General features: G+C 37.5%; 11 protein-coding genes and 1 pseudogene. 7 read left to right on the forward strand and 5 right to left on the reverse strand.

Annotation, left to right across the window (positions count from 1 at the left end):
• Nucleotides 1-110 precede the first annotated feature (110 nt).
• Both JM83_RS17075 and JM83_RS17080 read right to left on the reverse strand, forming a co-directional pair.
• Nucleotides 111-605, reverse strand: a complete 495-nt coding sequence (locus JM83_RS17075) for a hypothetical protein (RefSeq protein WP_144963303.1) — start codon at nucleotides 603-605, stop codon at nucleotides 111-113.
• Between the two features lie 334 nt (nucleotides 606-939).
• Complete coding sequence (locus tag JM83_RS17080; protein ID WP_222430213.1) at nucleotides 940-2,490, reverse strand: IS1634 family transposase; 1,551 nt, start codon at nucleotides 2,488-2,490, stop codon at nucleotides 940-942.
• A gap of 303 nt (nucleotides 2,491-2,793) precedes the next feature.
• Between JM83_RS17080 and JM83_RS17085 the strand changes: the two genes are divergently transcribed.
• Nucleotides 2,794-2,991 carry a YtxH domain-containing protein gene (locus JM83_RS17085; RefSeq protein ID WP_186435035.1) on the forward strand — a complete coding sequence of 66 codons (198 nt, stop codon included), beginning with the start codon at nucleotides 2,794-2,796 and terminating at the stop codon, nucleotides 2,989-2,991.
• Between the two features lie 153 nt (nucleotides 2,992-3,144).
• Here the strand turns inward: JM83_RS17085 and JM83_RS17090 are convergent, their stop codons facing one another.
• The 3 genes and pseudogenes from JM83_RS17090 to JM83_RS17100 all read right to left on the reverse strand — a co-directional run bounded on the left by JM83_RS17090 (nucleotide 3,145) and on the right by JM83_RS17100 (nucleotide 9,254).
• Nucleotides 3,145-4,215 carry a response regulator gene (locus JM83_RS17090; RefSeq protein WP_144963304.1) on the reverse strand — a complete coding sequence of 357 codons (1,071 nt, stop codon included), beginning with the start codon at nucleotides 4,213-4,215 and terminating at the stop codon, nucleotides 3,145-3,147.
• Nucleotides 4,212-7,472, reverse strand: coding sequence for a PAS domain S-box protein (locus tag JM83_RS17095; protein WP_144963305.1), 3,261 nt, complete (start codon nucleotides 7,470-7,472; stop codon nucleotides 4,212-4,214). The genes JM83_RS17090 and JM83_RS17095 overlap by 4 nt, the downstream gene beginning before the upstream one ends.
• 883 nt (nucleotides 7,473-8,355) lie before the next feature.
• Nucleotides 8,356-9,254 (reverse strand): annotated as a pseudogene (locus JM83_RS17100) (IS1595 family transposase).
• Between the two features lie 59 nt (nucleotides 9,255-9,313).
• Between JM83_RS17100 and JM83_RS17105 the strand changes: the two are divergent.
• From JM83_RS17105 to JM83_RS17130, 6 genes are all read left to right on the forward strand, one after another.
• A complete protein-coding gene (locus JM83_RS17105) occupies nucleotides 9,314-9,703 on the forward strand; it encodes a DUF302 domain-containing protein (RefSeq protein WP_144963306.1) in 390 nt (129 codons plus the stop codon).
• A gap of 62 nt (nucleotides 9,704-9,765) precedes the next feature.
• The gene (locus JM83_RS17110) at nucleotides 9,766-10,125 is read left to right on the forward strand and encodes a cytochrome b/b6 domain-containing protein (RefSeq protein ID WP_315897865.1); all 360 of its coding nucleotides are present in this window, start codon (nucleotides 9,766-9,768) and stop codon (nucleotides 10,123-10,125) included.
• Nucleotides 10,126-10,256: 131 nt separating this feature from the next.
• On the forward strand, nucleotides 10,257-11,561 hold the full coding sequence (locus tag JM83_RS17115; RefSeq protein WP_144963307.1) for a TolC family protein: 1,305 nt from the start codon (nucleotides 10,257-10,259) through the stop codon (nucleotides 11,559-11,561).
• Nucleotides 11,562-11,567: 6 nt separating this feature from the next.
• Nucleotides 11,568-12,647 (forward strand): efflux RND transporter periplasmic adaptor subunit, encoded by a 1,080-nt coding sequence (locus JM83_RS17120; protein ID WP_144963308.1) that lies wholly within the window; start codon nucleotides 11,568-11,570, stop codon nucleotides 12,645-12,647.
• A gap of 2 nt (nucleotides 12,648-12,649) precedes the next feature.
• The gene (locus JM83_RS17125) at nucleotides 12,650-15,847 is read left to right on the forward strand and encodes an efflux RND transporter permease subunit (protein ID WP_144963309.1); all 3,198 of its coding nucleotides are present in this window, start codon (nucleotides 12,650-12,652) and stop codon (nucleotides 15,845-15,847) included.
• Between the two features lie 61 nt (nucleotides 15,848-15,908).
• Complete coding sequence (locus tag JM83_RS17130) at nucleotides 15,909-16,214, forward strand: hypothetical protein (protein WP_144963310.1); 306 nt, start codon at nucleotides 15,909-15,911, stop codon at nucleotides 16,212-16,214.
• Nucleotides 16,215-16,267 lie beyond the last annotated feature (53 nt).

Consider the following 16,267-nt stretch of genomic DNA (forward strand, 5'->3'; position numbering starts at 1 on the left):
CCGTTTCTGTTTTTAAGGCATATTCCATACCCCTCAAACCAAAAAAATATGAATAAGCTACTTATTGCTTTTTTCTAATATGTATGCTCCCATCAGTTCAAATTGGTTGATCACTTCTCATTTTCTTCCAAAAGAATTTTATATTTTTCCAAGTCAGCTTTCACACCCCTAAAAATCAATATATAATTGCCATTATCCAGCATTTTTAAATGGGTGCTAACTTGTATTTCATTTGCACCTATCCCCCTTAGAATGCCATAAGGTCCAGCAGACAACATCCCAAGGGTCTTATCATCTATCTTATAAAGAAAAGTTGGGGCTAAATTGCCTACGATAAAAATATTGCCTATTTGAGGATTGTATAAACAACCATAGGCGATAGTATTGTTACAAGTTTTTTCCCAATACGTTCTTATTGGATCGGAATTTTTTGAAACTTCAATGTCTTTATCCAGATAAAACTGGGCAACTTTTCCAAGAACAGAGATTTGAAAATTAGGAACGTCTTCTTCTATATGTTTCAAAGCATTTTCCAATAGAAACAGATGGGCATATGCTTTAAAATAAACTTGTTTTTGCTTTGCGTTATAAGGCTCTACGGTCATAATTGGAGATAAAAAAGCACTGTGTCTTATTTACCTCTAATGTAATATATGATCCATCCCTACAAAATGATGTGGGTCAATATAGTTCAGAAACTTAACTATTGTTTTCCATGTGTAAATCAAAAATTCCTGTTCGTGTTATGGGATGACCTGCATCATTTGATAAAATCACATTTCATTATAATTTTACTATATATAAAATAAATCAAAAAAAATAAAACCATGAAAAACAGGAATGTAAAATTGCTAATGACACTTTTAACAGGTGTTGCTATAGGTACAGCCATTGGCGCAGGGATGGGAATCCTTTTCCTGTCTTCAGCGTTGCAACACCCTAGAAATTTTTCTCGATGATTTGATATAATTCTGCCTGCTGATCATCCATTTTCAGGAGCTTTGATTTAGTGTGTTTAGAATCAGGAAGGGTATAAGTTATTTGATATATATTATGTGTGAGTTCTGCTGCTTTTCTTAGTGATATAGTAGAGTTTTCTGTGTGCAGCAACCTTTCCAATTCCTTATAGATACTGTAAGCCGTAAATGAGATGCAGATATGGGCTTCGATCCGGTGACGTAATCTGTGGTAAATGGGCCGTATTCGTAAATCGGTCTTTGACATTCTGAAGGCCTTTTCAATATGCCATAAATTTTTGTAATTTTCGACTACGAGTTTATCTGATAGTTCTGTATTGGTTACATAGCCTTTCAATCCATCCCAGGCGTTGTCTTTCCAGAATTTTTCATAATCAATTTCAATGGTCACATCCCCCTGCATTTTTAAATATTTATTGTAACCCTTATTGTTGATGTTGGATTTGGTGAGCTTTCCAGACTTTATCCGCTTTTCCAGGCGCTGCAATCCTCTTTTTCGGTTGTGCTCATCTTTTGCCGCTCGATTGTTGGCATAGGTAACAATCAGACGGGTTTTTTCAGCCTTTGGTATTTTGATCATCTGGCCATCGATAAGCTTTTTTGCCAGTATCTGTTTCTTTATTTTTTCTGGTTCGTTTTTTAACCTTGCCCCAATGATATATTGGTAACCTTTTTCTTCAAGGGCCAAGATGTTGGAATTTGACAATAAGCCAGCATCGGCAACAATCACAGGTTTTTCCAAATTAAATTTTGCTGTTGTTTTTTCTATGAATGGAATCAAAGTATGCCCTTCATAAATATTGCCTTCGAAAATATCATAGCTAATAGCATAGCCTCCAAGCCCCACCAACAAACCAAGAAAGATCTGGGGGTTCTGATGCTTCCCATCCTTACTGAAGCCTGCTTTTCTAAGATCATCCTCATCGCTGGCCTCAAAATAAAGTGTGGTCATATCATAGAAGACAATACTGATCTTACCTCCAAGAACTTTTAAAGTATGTGCAAAAGAAATCTGCTCAACCTGTGTTTTTAAACGGTCATTGAGCTTGTCCAGGAAACGATATACAGCATCTATATCCAGCCTTACACCTTGAAACCGGTACAGGTATTCAATAGTCTTTAATTTGCTCAAAGGAAAGGCCAATCTGGCAATCACCAAATGGCGAAACAGATCTTCATTGATCTCATTAAAACCGATGCCGTCATATATTTTTCCAAAAATAATTTCCGGGCCCGCGGTTTTAATACTGGCATTGCCCAAAGCTTCAAATAACTGCTCAACAACAATGTCATTTTCTGAAACAAACAATTTTCCCTGAGCCTCCAGTCTTTCTATTTCCTGCTTTCCCAGAAAAACAAGTTTTTGGATCTCCTGCTCATTGCTACTGCTGCCAATAGACTTAACAACCTTGTATTTCCCTCTTTCTTTGGAAATAATTTGTACCGATATACTACCAGAACGATTCTTTAATTTTCTTAAAAACATCCTCAAAAATAGGCTTGCAACACCCATTTTCAAAATTCATTCCAGTAAAATCAATGCATCCCAAGCTGATTTTTAAAAAGTGCGGAAGACAGGAGGCTCTACGGTCATAATTGGAGATAAAAAAGCACTGTGTCTTATTTACCTCTAATGTAATATATGATCCATCCCTACAAAATGATGTGGGTCAATATAGTTCAGAAACTTAACTATTGTTTTCCATGTGTAAATCAAAAATTCCTGTTCGTGTTATGGGATGACCTGCATCATTTGATAAAATCACATTTCATTATAATTTTACTATATATAAAATAAATCAAAAAAAATAAAACCATGAAAAACAGGAATGTAAAATTGCTAATGACACTTTTAACAGGTGTTGCTATAGGTACAGCCATTGGCGCAGGGATGGGAATCCTTTTTTCCCCACGCAAAGGCCGTAAAACCAGAAAGAAAATAAAGCGTAAAATAGTTCATACTGCGCAAGGCGTTTCCAATTTGCTAAAAGATAAAAAAGAGGCGGTTACCTAGAAGTTGATCACCTCTTTATGCAATCTGCTATGGGATTCTGAAACTCCCGAACAGACGGAACAGAAAATGTCTTTACCGGTTTATGATACTTTACCGATATACAATTACTTTTTTTTTGATGATCTATTGGAAAATTCAAAAAAGTGCATTTGATTACCCGAACATTACAATATTTTCCAATGTCTTTTTGTCTTCTATAACTATTTTCTTTGTTGTACCAATAGTTATAAGCCCCTCCCCCTTAAATTCGGTTAACATGCGAATGGCAGTCTCGGTTGCGGTACCTATAAGCCCCGCAAGATCTTCTCTTGCTATGCTAATACCATTATCTTCCTCATGGGTTAAAATGCCCTTTTTATGTAAATCCAGTAATGCCTTTGCAACGCGCTGTCTTACTGTATTGAATGCCACATTTACTAATTGATCTTTTATATCCACTAATTTATTGGAGATTAAGCCAACAAACTTATTTGCGACGTCTTTGTTTCCATTAATCAATGTGGTAAAATCCAATTTGGGTATTTCATAAAGTACTGTATCTTCAATTACGACGGCAGATTCAATATATGTTCCATTTTCCGACAATAAGGATAACTGGCCCAAAAAATGACCAGAACCATTGAAAGCTATCACAAATTCTTTCCCTTGTTGGGTTGTTTTAAATGTTTTTACAACGCCACTTTCTATAAAATACAAAGCATTGGCGGTGGCACCTTCCCTAAAAACGACGTCCTTCTTTTTGTATTTTAACGGCTTATAGTCTCTGGATAAATGATCTAAATCCATATATTTTGTAGCCTCTTCAATAAAGTGGGAAACACCTTCGATAGTTCGTGAAAATTCTCTTTTTAAGAAATCATGTTTTTTCAATCGACTTTCTATTGCTTCCATCAATTCGTTTTCGTCAAAGGGTTTGGTCAAATAATCATCTGCGCCCAAATTCATCCCTTTTCGCATATCTATCTTTTCTGTTTTGGCTGTCAGGAATATAAAAGGAATACTTGCAGTTTTAGTATTTTTGCCCAAAACCTGAAGGACTTCAAAACCATCCAATTCCGGCATCATAATATCACATACAATAATATCTGGAAGGGTTTTTTTTGCAATCTCAACCCCTATTTTTCCGTTTTCGGCCATGGTAACATTATAGCCTCCCAACTCAAGGAGTTCTGCCGTGTTTTCGCGAACATCCTTATTGTCTTCTATAACTAGTACTTTTTTCATTGTTTATGTATTGGCAGCTCAACCAAAAAGGTTGTGCCTGTATTTAGTCCACTTTTAACCTCTATAGTTCCTCCCATTAATTCTGTATAGTTTTTTACAATATTTAAACCCAGTCCGGTACCTTCAATATTGACAGCGTTTTTTGCCCTAAAAAAACGCCCGAACAAGTACGCTAGCTCTTCCTTTGGTATGCCTATACCTTGATCGGTAATTTGTATTACCACATTTTCTTGTCTTTGCGATATTTTAAAATCTATGCTCGAAGCTTCCGGTGAATATTTTGACGCATTGGACAAGAGATTGTTAATTATATGACTTAGTAATTTTACATCTAAATGTACATAGAGTTCTTCATAGGAACTAAGTACTCTTAAGGTTTGTTTCTTTTTTAAGCCTATACTGGTTTGCTTGACCAACATCTTAGAAAATGAAACCAAATCGAACCGTTCTGGCAATGCCACTACTTTTCCTTCTTCCAGTTTGCTTAAAGAGAGAAAGTCGTTAAGAATGACCGTAAGATTATTTACGTTTCTTTCAATTTGGGACAAGTATTTTTCCCTTTTAAGCTCTTTTCCGGGCTCATTTTGCTTGCCAATTAAAATTGCCGAAGTGAGTATGGCACTCAATGGAGTTCTAAACTCGTGGGATGCCATGGACACGAAGCGTGATTTAAGTTCATTCAATTCCCGTTCTTTTTTTAAGGCATTCTGTATAGTAAACTCAATTTCTTTTTGTTGGGAAATATCGCTATAAACATGCAATGCATTGCTTATTTTATTATTTTCATCAACCAAGGGAGCTGTGTTTACAGCGAAGTATCTGCCTTTATAATTAACTTCAAAAGAGAGGTGCTGCCCAGCAAGGGTTTTTACTATATTTTCTTTTATTCGCGCTTTTCGTTCATCAGAAAAAAAAGTGATATCATCTAGGGTCACTTTTTTGATAATCGATTGTTTTAAACCTAATTGTGTTAATGCTTCGCCTTCTGCAAACACGACTTTTAAATCTCTGTTGATTACGGCAACAAAACCATTGGGAAAGTTTTTGGCTATTTCTGAAGCAATGTTTTTACTGGTTTTGGCATTTTTTTGAGCTTGTTTTGTTATGAGTATTTGGTCTTCGAGATGTAAATTGGATTCTACCAGTTTTTGAACGGTTGCCATTACTTCCTGTGTGCGTTCTTGTACTTTTTCCTCCAATTTTCGAGCGTATTTTTTAAGCTCTTTTCTGTTTTCTTTTAACGTTAAGGCATTGTTATGTTTTTCTATGGCTATACTTGTTAATCGGGTCATATCCATAATGATTTTTATTTCTTCTGATAAAAGTTTTCTTGGATTATGACTATATATGGCAAATAAGCCAAGCACTTGCTTAGTAGACGACGTTATTGGAAATGACCAAATAGCTTTTAAGCCATTTTTAAAGGCTGTTTTGTTATAATTTTCCCAAAGAAAGCTCCTTGGGATATTGGATATAGTAATTTCTTTTCTTAATAAAACAGCTGTAGCACAAGTGCCCAATTTTGGCCCCAGCCTAACGCCTTCAATATAGTTGCTAAAAGATTTCGGTAAATTTGGCGCTACCAATGTGTGGAGCGTTTTATGCTCGGTATCCAACAATAAAACGGAAGCCATACAATCATTGGAATAGGTCTCGAAAGTTTCCACAATCTTATTGCCAATGGTTTTTAATTGTTTGTCTTGAACTATTAAACCCAGTATTTTTCTGATTTTATCTTTAAGTTGTTCTTCATTTACCTTATTTGTAACATCATTTTGTACACCTATAAAGTGCGTTAGTCTATTTCTCTCATTATGCACGGGTGTTATGCTAATGTCATTCCAGAACATTGTACCATCTTTTCTATAATTGCGTACTATTACGTTACAAGATTCTCCATGGGCAATGGCAGTTTTCATTATATCCAGTTCCCTTTGGTTCCGATCATCCTTTTGTAAAAAATGGCAATTTCTTCCCAATACTTCTTCTTTGGAATAGCCGGTCATGCTTTCAAAAGCAGCATTGCAATAAATAATTGGTGTATGTGGTTGTTGCGCATCTGCAATCACGATGCTATTACTGGCAGAAGCCAACGCATTGTTTTGTATGGTAAGTAAGGCGTCTTTAGTCCTTTCTTCTGTAACGTCCCGGACAATGGTTAAAAGACTCTGGTTGTTCATAAGCGCTGCACGGGTTTCATAATGCTCCAGTCCTTTTGTCCCAGGAACGCTATATTCTGCAATCTGCATTTTTCCGGATTCGATTACCCGATTGTGCGACTTTTTTATTATTTTGTATATATTGGGAGGCAATACTTTTTTCATATTGACCCCAATAAATTTTTCTGGGGGCATAAACAATTTTTGTGGGGTGTCGGCATACCAATCAAGAAACACACCTTCCTGGTCTTGGATGAACATTATATCCGGGTTGGCTTCCAGTAAGGCTTTTATTTTTGCTTCGCTACGGCGTAATTCCAATTCAGTTTCTTTTTGTGGTGTTATATCGGCTATAAAACCGTTCAACATTACCTTGTCATCTTGATAAACTGCTTTGCCTTTTTCCCAAACGTGCTTTATAGTTCCGTCTTTAGATTTAATGCGATATTCAGCACTATACGGTTTTCTTTGTTTCACCGCATTTTGTATTTTTTTCCAAATGGTATCGCGTTCTTCGGCCAAGATGAGTTTGCCATAGGCTATGGCCTGGTTTTTAAATGCTTCAGAAGGATGGCCGGTAACTTCCAGACAACCTTCGCTAATATATTCCATATCGTAATTCCTATTGTTCTTACATTGAAAAACAATGCCTTTTTGGTTGTTTATCAATACATCAAACTTTCGGTTGCTTTCTATGAGTTTGGCGTTTGTTTCCTTGATTATCCCTAGATCATTTGTATGTTGGGTAGCATCCCAAAAAAAAGCGATGGCCGCTTTTTTTCCATCAATTACCGTTGGGCTTAAACCAATGTTTAAATTAAACTTGCTACCATCCTTCTTGATCCCTAATATATCAGTCTCTCTTTTAGGCGGAATAATTTGCTTTTTGATATAAATTTTATATTGGCGCTTAAGATTTTCAGGAATAAGAATTTCAATGTTTTCTCCTATCAGTTCTCCCGTTTTATAACCAAACAGTTCTTCGCACGCAGGATTTGTTGTTAAAATACGACCATCTTCATTAACAGCTATAATGCCTTCAAGGGAGGCTTCAAAAATATGCCGATACAAATCTTTATTGTGGGTGGTGCTATTCATTTATATAAAATATTTGGAAAATAATATGCTAGCTGTATTTAGAAAGGCTCAACAACCGGACGGGGAGGGAATGCCCAAAACATTCATTTCGGTGGGTTGAAGTTTAAAAATGGATATTTTATAATTTATTTTTTTAACACGTTTAAAATTATCGCTTTAGTGTCAAAAAATCAAGTTCCATCCCAAAAATTCAGTGACCCCATTTTGATAGGGAATCTTTTTTCTTATAAAATGTCTATTATATAAAGTGCTCCTTGATAACTATGTATATAACTTCTGTAAAGTTAATTTGGTTTCACATCATTTAATATGACATTGCTCATTTTTACTGATCTATATTATCCAATGTGGAAGAAAAATATTTATCAAAAGTTTAGAGATGAGTAGTTAGGTGCATATGCTCTGATTATTATAGGCCTTTTCCTTCTGTATCATATTTGTTATCAGATTATTTAATTGTGTTGGATTGGCTCTGGCAACGGTTAATCCAAAACCAGAACTCATAAATATCTATTGATGCTGAAATCACCCATCCAGAAATAGGTGGTCCTTATCGTTGCCGATTCTTGATGTGGACAGATACTGCAGGTACGGAAGAAGATTTTACTCATTAGTACTCTTTTGTGCCCGTATTTTAAGCATTCAGAGATAATACAAGGTGTTTATGCTTTACAGAGCGACCAGGATGGGCAACTTTTCTGTTATATTGGGTCTGAACCCAAAACTGTCATGAACAGACGGGATTGTATTTCCCCTCGCCTGGAACACAAAAGCATCGGGGAATTATATAGATTAAACTTCGTTATGTAATATATGTTACCAAAAAATACCTATATAATTTGTAAATTGGAATCAAACCTTAAAAAAAATAGTTTGAGTTATACTATACGTTTAGAGACTGTTTTATGCTTCCTTGAAATGTTGGATTAGCGGCCACCATTCTTTCTATTGTTTGGTGAAAGATACTTTGTTTGCTGTGTGAGCGGTTTATCCTAAAACAGAACTCATCAAAGTAGGATGGGATATGCCATTTATTTACTAACATGGTTCGGAATAGCCCTCAACCAAGATTTCAATTGCATTATAACGATATGTAGTTCCTTGAAGTTCTTGCCTTGGTCACTGAACTTCTGCTCAATATTGTACAACGCCTTCAAAGGTTCATGACCTTTCCATTTGTCAGTAACGATTTTTGCTGATGTGCTCTTCAAATATCGGGGTCAATGACTTTGCCGAATAATCATCGATGGATTTTACATAGACTCTTTTAATCTGGTGCTTTTCGCTCAGCTCAACGGCGATAACAGCTTTTTTCTTCTTGGAATCATAGCTTCTTCCCTGTTTTCCCTCTTCTTTTCCACCAACGGTAAATTCATCGACATGGATCAACTCTGACAAGGGATATCTTTGACTGCTCTTCATCGCCTTTCTGACTTTCTGCATAAAATACCAGGCTGTTCCCTGACGGATATCAAAACGTTTGCCCATCTGGATACTTGAAACGCTCTTACTGCTGGTGCTCATTTCAAAGACAACGCAGAAAGCCTTTTGCAGTCCGAACTTGACCTTGTGGAACAAGGTGTTTGCAGTGGAACTCTCTACGTGCTGGCAACCGTAGCACTGATATTTATGGCCAGCCTTTTCACAACCTTTTTGATGGCCGCATTTCATACAGGTAAAGCCATCCTGCCACTTTATCTTCGCTAGATATGCCTTGCAAGCATCATCATTTGGCAGTTCTTTTATAAAGTTTAGTATACTCTGCCCTTTAAAATCTTCCATAATAGCCGTTTTGTTGATACCAAATTACAGAACTTAAATGACTAACTAAAAAAATAGTCATGAAATATTACATTCGTACAACCTTAAAAAACACAACGTTTAAAGAAGCCATCGAGAAAACAACGGCAGCCTTAAAAGAAGAGGGTTTCGGGGTGTTGAAAGAAATAGACATTAAAGCAACTTTAAAAAAGAAACTGGACGCAGATTTTTACAACTATACCATTCTTGGTGCCTGCAACCCGAAGATGGCTTACGAAGCCCTGCAATCTGAAAATAAAATCGGAACCATGCTACCGTGCAATGTTATTGTACAGGAAAGGGAACCTGGCAAAGTTGAAGTTTCAGCTGTAGATCCAGCCGCTTCCATGATGGCAGTAGAGAATGATTCTTTGGCAGGTATCGCCAAAGGAGTTCAAATGAAATTGAAGAAAGTCATTAGTAGTATATAAGAAACATTATGGAAACTATAAGGTATTCTAAAATCTACAGGATTGTCCATTGAGCCGTAGCGATTACTTTCCTGCTTTTGCTGGTGACCATTTTTTTGAGGTTGACTTGGATGAACAAAGATTATATGGCAGATATAATATACGCTTATCTCAATAATACCGGGCAATCCCTACGTCGGGAGCAACTTATATTCCTAGCAAAACAAATAAGAAAGCCAATGTGGGACTGGCATATTTATTTGGGGTATGTATTGGTTGGCTTGTTCAGTTTGCGCTTCTTGCTTCCTTTTTTTGGAACTCTAAAATTTCAAAATCCGTTGGCAAAAAACCTATCCTTAAAACAAAAATTCCAGAAATGGACATACATCATATTTTATATAGGTGTGGTGGTATCCTTGGTTACAGGTCTTATAATTGTATAGGTTTATATGGTTAGTAAAAAGCATCCCCTCTTGGATGCTTTATTCTTATCTACTATTAAACAAGGCTTGGTAACATTAGTTACTCATCAGGATTATTTTACGAAGTAATTTTGCTGTAAATAATTTAAGAAATGAAAATGAGCAAAGTACTCGTATTCCTATATTTATTGCCCGTCCTATCTGTCGCACAACAAACAATACCCATTTCCAAGGCAGAAGTTCTCAATAAGGTGCAACAGCAAAACAATAACTTAAAAATTGGGGAGCAAGATGTCTTGGCCACAAAAGGCGATTATAACCAGACAAATGCGGTGTTTCTTCCAAACATAACTGCTTCTCATAGTGGAATGGCAACAACCAATCCGTTAATGTCTTTTGGATTCAAATTAAATCAGGAAATAGTTGCTCAAGCCGATTTTGATCCCAATAAGCTGAACAATCCTTCACAGATTGAAATTTTTACGACCAAACTGGAAATACAACAACCACTTATAAATGTTGACGGAATTTTTCAAAGAAAAGCTGCAAAAGCAAAATGGGAAGCAACCCAAATGCAGTTAACAAGAACTGGCGACTACCTTTCCCTAGAGACTGAAAAGGCCTATATGCAGTTGCAACTGGCCTATAAAAGTGTGGAAGTTTTGGAAACCGCCCTAAAAGCTGCCAATGAAAATTTTCGATTGGCAAACAATAGTCTTAAACAAGGCTATTTGCAGCAGAGCGATGTTTTGGCTGTACAAGTGCGCGTTACCGATGTAGAAAATCAATTACAGTATGCAAAAAGCAATGTTATAAATGCTTCGGAATATCTTGCGGTGCTTATGAATGAAAAAGTTTCGGGCATTTTGAAGCCTACAGATTCCCTTATGGTTTCCTTGAACGCAAATTCCGCTGAAAATCTATCCGATTCCAGAGCAGATATTCAAGCGATGGAATTAGCTGCGGAAGCTTACAAGCAAAATTATAAAGCCGATAAAATGACTTTTTTGCCCAGGTTGAACGCTTTTGGAAGCTATGAGCTTTATGACGATCAGATTTTTCAGGCAGATGCCAACGGATATTTATTTGGTGCAGCTTTGACTTGGAATATTTTTGAAGGTTCGAAACGCTTCGGAAAAACGCAAAGAAGCAAAGCCGAATTCAACAAAGCAAACTTTGAACTAGAGCAATACAAAGCTGAAAGCCAACTAGAGCTTAATAAAGCCAAACGTATGTTGCAAGACTCCAAAAATAATTTAAAACTCACTCAATTATCACTTGAGCAATCAGAAGAAGCGCTGCGTATTCGTACCAACAGGTTTAAGGAAGGTTTGGAAAAAACCACAGATCTTTTAACGGCCGAAACACAGTTTTCACAAAAACGACTGGAATATTACAACACTGTTTTTCAGCATAATTACGCCCTGGCATACCTTCAATTTTTAACTAAAAACTAATCAAAGATGAAATATATATCTACCCTTTTTCTAATTTCAGCAATACTCGGTTTTTCTGCGTGCAACAATTCTACCGAAGAAAAAAACATAGATAAAACCCCTGCAGTGCCGGTAACGGTTAGTTCTGTAGCTCTAGAGAACAACACCCCTTTTTTAACCGCAAGCGGAAAAATCGAAGCTGCGAACAGCACCACGCTTAGTACCCGAATGATGGGGTTTGTGGACAAAGTACATGTAAATGTAGGTCAAAAAGTTACAAAAGGACAATTATTGGTGAGCATCAACAATTCTGATCTTTCTGCCAAACAAGCGCAAACAAGTGCGGGAATCACCGAAGCACAGGCTGCTTTTAACAATGCAGAAAAGGATTATCAACGTTTCCAAAACTTATATGCAGACAACAGTGCGAGCCAAAAAGAACTGGATGACCAACGCGCGCGTTACGAAATGGCAAAAGCCAGATTGGAAGGTGCAAAACAGATGAAAAACGAAGTTCAATCTCAATTTGCGTATGTGAATCTTCGCGCTCCTTTTAACGGAACTATCACTAATAAATTCATTGAAGCCGGTGATATGGCAAACCCGGGAGAACCATTGGTTTCGGTTGAAGGCCCAGGCAATTTTGAAGTAACTGCTCCAGTTCCAGAAAGTGAAATTTCCAAAATAAAATCTGGAGCCGAAGTGGAAGTGATTGTAAAATCTTCAGATGAAATACTTCCCGGAAAAGTTACCGAAGTGAGTACTTCAGCCAAAAACACTGGAGGCCAATATTTGGTAAAAGTTGTGTTGGACAAGACAGATGCAAACATTCTTTCTGGAATGTACGCCACCGTTCAATTTCCAATAGAAAAGAAAACAGGTGCCACCATAGTTTTAGTTCCCAAGGAAGCTTTGGTAATTCGTGGACAACTCACCGGAATTTATACGGTAAGCCAAAGCAACACCGCACTACTTCGCTGGGTGAGATTGGGCCGGACATTTGGTGATAACGTAGAAGTACTTTCTGGTTTGGCCGCAGATGAAAACTATATTATTTCTTCGGAAGGAAAACTTTTCAACGGAGCAAAAATAACCATTAAACAATAATAATGAAGGACGGATTAGCAGGCAAAATTGCCAAGTTATTTATAAGCTCAAAACTTACGGTGCTATTGATGATCGTTTTTATGGTTATTGGTGTGTACAGCTCGTTTTTGATACCGCGAGAGGAAGAACCACAAATTGATGTGGCTATGGCCGACATTTTTGTAGGCTATCCCGGTGCATCCCCCACTGAAGTAGAATCGAGGATTGTGAAACCTTTGGAGAAACTGGTTTCCAATATTCCCGGGGTGGAATATGTGTACTCTACTTCTTCCAAAGAGGGAGCTATGGTAATTGTTCAATTTTACGTGGGCGAAGATATTGAGCGTTCTTTTGTGAAACTCTACAACGAGATGAACAAGAATATGGACCAAATGCCTGCTGGAGCTACCATGCCACTTATAAAACCACGCGCAATCGATGATGTACCAATGCTTGGCATAACACTTTGGAGCGAGACCTATGACGATTTTAAACTGAAACAGTTAGCAGACGAGCTTACCCAAGAAATTGAAAAAGTAAATCAAGTTTCTGTCACCCATAAAATTGGTGGAAGAAATAGGCAGTTACGAGTAGTTTTGGATAAAGATAAATTGGCTGCAAGCGGACTGGACTTTTTGAGCGTTGCCGAAATGATAAAGGCTAACAATCAGCAAATGAGTTCTGGTAGTTTTGATAAGGGTGATACCGAGTTTTTGGTAACTACTGGCAATTTTCTAAAGTCTGCTGCAGATGTAGAAAATATAGTAGTTGGAATTCAGCAGAACCAACCTATTTATTTAAAGCAAGTTGCAAGCATTGTTGACGGCCCCGAAATTTCGAGCAATTATGTTTCCTTTGGATTTGGAGGCGCTAGTGAAAATACAACCAAATATGCTTCAGAATATCCTGCGGTAACTATTTCCGTAGCAAAAAGAAAAGGTGCAGACGCAATGAAAATTGCCGATGTTATTATCGATAAAATCGACCATTTACGTACCAACCTAATTCCTGATGACGTTCACGTGGAAGTTACAAGGAACTATGGGGAAACGGCGTCCCAGAAAGTTTCGGAACTTTTGATGCACCTTATTGGTGCCATCATTGCCGTAACTTTGGTTGTTATGCTGGCCATGGGCTGGCGTGGGGGTTTGGTGGTTTTCCTTTCGGTTCCCATTACCTTTGCATTGACGCTTTTAAGTTACTATTTGCTTGATTATACGCTAAACAGAATTACACTTTTTGCCCTGGTATTTGTTACAGGTATTGTGGTGGACGACTCCATAATTATAGCCGAAAATATGCACCGGCATTTCAAGCTGAAACGCTTGCCGTTTAAGCAAGCCGCTATTTACGCAATAAATGAAGTAGGAAATCCAACAATTTTGGCAACTTTTACCGTAATCGCTTCGGTATTGCCAATGGCATTTGTGTCTGGGTTAATGGGGCCTTATATGTCACCAATGCCAATTGGAGCTTCCATTGCGATGATACTATCTTTATTTGTGGCATTGACGATCACTCCATATTTGGGCTATATTTTCCTAAGGGAAAAGCAGAAGAAAGGAAAAGCTCCAAAACCAGAGAAACCTTTGGAAGAAACTTTTATTTACAGGATTTATTCAAAGCTGGAAACGCCCTTGATCGAAAACAAAAAGACACGATTCTGGTTTTTGGGAATTACCGTTGTAATGCTTTTAGTTTCTGTATTGATGTTCTTCACAAAATCGGTTGCCGTAAAAATGCTTCCTTTCGATAATAAAAACGAAATGCAGGTAGTGATTGATATGCCCGAAGGAACAACTTTGGAACGCACCGCAGTGGTTGCCCGTGAAATAGGACAATACCTTTCTACACAAGCGCTCGTGGTTAATTATCAAAATTACGTAGGCACTTCGGCGCCTATAACTTTTAACGGTTTGGTGCGCCACTACGACCTTAGGGGTGGTAGCAACATGGCGGATATTCAAGTGAATTTGATTGGTAAAGATGAGCGTAGCGAGCAAAGCCACGATATTGCAAAACAAATGCGTCCGCATATTCAAAAAATTGGGGAGAAATTTGGTGCAAATGTTAAGTTAGTGGAAGTTCCGCCCGGACCACCAGTATTATCAACGATTGTTGCTGAAATTTATGGACCAGATTATGACCAGCAGATAGCAGTTGCAAAACAAGTTGAGAATATCTTGAACGAAACCCAAGATGTAGTGGATGTGGATTGGATGGTGGAAGCCGACCAAAAGGAATATCAATTTGTAATAGACAAAGAAAAGGCGATGCGTTATGGCGTGGCTCCACAGCAAATTGTTTATACAATGAACATGGCGCTATCGGATAGGCCGGTAACCAATCTTTATGATGAAAACGTTACCAATCAAGTTGGTATATTATTGGCCTTGGATGAAAAGGAAAAATCCACGATCCAGGATATTTCACAGTTAAGAATCGCATCCAAGCAGGGCAATATGGTTTCTGTGGGCGATTTGGTAACTATTAATGAAAGCACCCGCGCAAAAAGCATTTATCGCAAAAATCAAAAGAGGGTGGTTTATGTCTTGGCAGATATGGCTGGAGAGTTGGAGAGCCCTGTATATGCCATTTTGGGAATGACAGATAAGCTAAACAGCATAGAGCTTCCCTCTGGATACAATATGAACGAACTCTATCTGGAACAACCCAAATTTGAAGACGATTTCACAGTGAAATGGGATGGAGAATGGCAAATTACTTTGGAAGTATTCCGAGATTTAGGAATTGCTTTCTTGGGAGTAATCATTATCATCTACATTTTAATTGTAGGTTGGTTCCAAAATTTTAAAGCGCCAATAGTGATGATGGTAGCTATACCATTATCATTGATAGGAATCGTGCTTGGACATTGGGTGTTGGATGCCTTCTTCACTGCAACTTCATTTATTGGGATGATTGCATTGGCAGGAATTATGGTGCGAAACTCGGTGCTTTTAATTGATTTTGTAAACCTTCGTACTGCAGATGGAATACCCTTAAAACAAGCCGTAATTGAGGCAGGAGCTGTGCGAACCACCCCTATTCTATTAACCGCGGGAACTGTTGTTATTGGTGCATTTGTGATTATTTTTGATCCAATTTTTCAAGGACTGGCCATTTCATTAATGGGTGGAACCATTGTTTCTACTGTGCTAACACTACTTGTGGTGCCCCTTGTTTATTATATGATCGAACGTAAAAACTTTAAGGAGTAATCAAGAGATATCAGATATGAGAAGTGAGAAAAAATGGCATTAATCAATAAATATTAAACCAATGAAACTATTAATTGTAACCTTTGTGAAAGAATTTCAGAAAGATGTGCTGCAACTTTTAAAAAAAGCCAATATTCATAACTATAGCGGCTCTGATATTGAAGGCTTTAAAAATGCCTCCCCTTTTATGATGAATTCCAGTTGGTTTCCCTCGGAAAAAGGCGGAGAAGACAGTATTATGTTTTTTTCGTTTACGGAAGAAAGAGAAATAGACGATTTTTTTAAGCTGGTTGTGGAATATAATAAAAAGGTGAACACCAACAACCCAATTCATGCAATTGTGGTCCCAATAGAACGAAGTATTTAAGTCCCCTCCCAACCTCCCAAGGGTAGGAGTTGGGGAAGACAGATTAATATGTA

It is taken from the genome of Gillisia sp. Hel_I_86 (assembly GCF_007827275.1).
In the GTDB taxonomy this organism is placed as follows: domain Bacteria; phylum Bacteroidota; class Bacteroidia; order Flavobacteriales; family Flavobacteriaceae; genus Gillisia.

Coding starts and splice junctions, on each gene's coding strand:
- JM83_RS17075 (WP_144963303.1), bottom strand. CDS start 605: ATGACCGTAGAGCCTTATAACGCAAAGCAAAAACAAGTTTATTTTAAA.
- JM83_RS17080 (WP_222430213.1), bottom strand. CDS start 2,490: ATGGGTGTTGCAAGCCTATTTTTGAGGATGTTTTTAAGAAAATTAAAG.
- JM83_RS17085 (WP_186435035.1), top strand. CDS start 2,794: ATGAAAAACAGGAATGTAAAATTGCTAATGACACTTTTAACAGGTGTT.
- JM83_RS17090 (WP_144963304.1), bottom strand. CDS start 4,215: ATGAAAAAAGTACTAGTTATAGAAGACAATAAGGATGTTCGCGAAAAC.
- JM83_RS17095 (WP_144963305.1), bottom strand. CDS start 7,472: ATGAATAGCACCACCCACAATAAAGATTTGTATCGGCATATTTTTGAA.
- JM83_RS17105 (WP_144963306.1), top strand. CDS start 9,314: ATGAAATATTACATTCGTACAACCTTAAAAAACACAACGTTTAAAGAA.
- JM83_RS17115 (WP_144963307.1), top strand. CDS start 10,257: ATGAAAATGAGCAAAGTACTCGTATTCCTATATTTATTGCCCGTCCTA.
- JM83_RS17120 (WP_144963308.1), top strand. CDS start 11,568: ATGAAATATATATCTACCCTTTTTCTAATTTCAGCAATACTCGGTTTT.
- JM83_RS17125 (WP_144963309.1), top strand. CDS start 12,650: ATGAAGGACGGATTAGCAGGCAAAATTGCCAAGTTATTTATAAGCTCA.
- JM83_RS17130 (WP_144963310.1), top strand. CDS start 15,909: ATGAAACTATTAATTGTAACCTTTGTGAAAGAATTTCAGAAAGATGTG.